We start from the raw sequence: 1,342 nt of genomic DNA, 5'->3' as shown, positions 1-1,342 counted from the left end.
TGCCACCGCTCCACGCCAGGCAAGGACGTTGTTTTTTGGCGTCACGCCAAGGATAACGTCGAACATGTATCCCTGCGCGTCCCTGTATCCGAGGAAGTTCTCATAGATGCAGCGCCCGATCTTCCTTGCCCGATCCCGGCCCCATACCCTGCTGAAAAGCACGAAATGCCCACGGGCCGATCTGCCCTCCACGCTGTTCAGCCACGCGACACCGGCGGGGCCGCCTTTCCAGAAAATCGCGTAGGGCAGGGAGCCGGGGCGGCAGAGATCGGCCAAAAAATCATCCACAGTCTTGACCGTGCCGTCATAGAAAGTCGGGCGGATGGTCTTGTCCTGCTCCATCTCCAGAAAGGCGCCGCTGAGGTATTCCGTGGCCCGCCGCTGGTTGTTCTGCCAGTCCAGATAAAACATGCCGACGTCGTTACTTTGCATCCGCCACCCTCCTTATGCCGCTGGCGCACCATGAAATTTCCCCCTGGCGCTCCGCCTGCGCCTTTGTTTCCTCGCCGCCGTCGCTCAGGGCTACGGCGTCAAAACGCCACACGCCGGCCTCCTCGCGCAAATTTTTGATACCCACGCGAAGCGTGGCCCCATCCATGAGGGGAACGCGAAAGCCGAGCAGGGCCACATGGGGCGCGCCGTACCACTTCCCGATCTGGACGGCTTCCCCGTCCCTGGCGCTGCCCTCCATGCTCGCCGGGAGCGCATTGTCCGCGAGCTTGTCAGCGGACACACATTGCGCCGCCAGCGCCTCGCCCGTGACCGCCCCGCCCGCTATGGCGAACGCCGTCACTGAACTCTGTGCCAGCTTGCCCTCTGTCACACACAAGTCGGCCAGCTTGCTTTGCGTGACCGCGCCGTCGCCAATGTGCCGCGTGGCCACGGCCCCTGCGCCAAGCGCGGCCGGCGCCGCAACGGTTTTCCCGTCCGATACGCGAAGGGCGCGCGTCTTTTCGGTGCCACGACCAAAGCCGCCCATGCTGGACAGAACTCTCAATATGCCCTGGAGGAATATCGTAAGCTCCCTGGGCAGCCCACGGGGCACAGAGGGGAGGCCATGCTCATGCGCCATATTCCACCCCCTCAACGCTCCCGCCGAGCCGGGCCTCATAAACTGTTGCTGTTCCCTGTATTTCCAGGCTCCACAGCTTTTCAGCCCGCGTGGCGGTAATGCGCGCGGTTCTGGTGTTTCTGATTTCCAGCATGCTTCGCGGGTATTCCGCGTCCGGGCCGAAAATGGTCACGTCAACCGGGTCGCCCCCGGTCTGCTCGCCTTCAATGCGGACGGCGCTCATTGGTGTGAGGGCGGAAAAGAAGAAGGGCTTCGAGCGCCATGTGTACC

General features: G+C 63.2%; 1 protein-coding gene and 2 pseudogenes. All 3 read right to left on the bottom strand.

The window, feature by feature from the left end:
- Positions 1-432, bottom strand: a pseudogene (locus tag G7Y51_RS13440) (hypothetical protein); the annotation flags it as partial.
- Positions 422-883 carry a hypothetical protein gene (locus tag G7Y51_RS13435; RefSeq protein ID WP_165178257.1) on the bottom strand — a complete coding sequence of 154 codons (462 nt, stop codon included), beginning with the start codon at positions 881-883 and terminating at the stop codon, positions 422-424. The gene G7Y51_RS13435 and the pseudogene G7Y51_RS13440, both read right to left, overlap by 11 nt.
- A gap of 178 nt (positions 884-1,061) precedes the next feature.
- Positions 1,062-1,342 (bottom strand): annotated as a pseudogene (locus G7Y51_RS13430) (hypothetical protein); the annotation flags it as partial.

The organism is Desulfovibrio sp. ZJ369 (genome assembly GCF_011039085.1).
Lineage (GTDB): Bacteria > Desulfobacterota > Desulfovibrionia > Desulfovibrionales > Desulfovibrionaceae > Desulfovibrio.
This window is presented reverse-complemented; position numbering and strand designations above follow the sequence as displayed.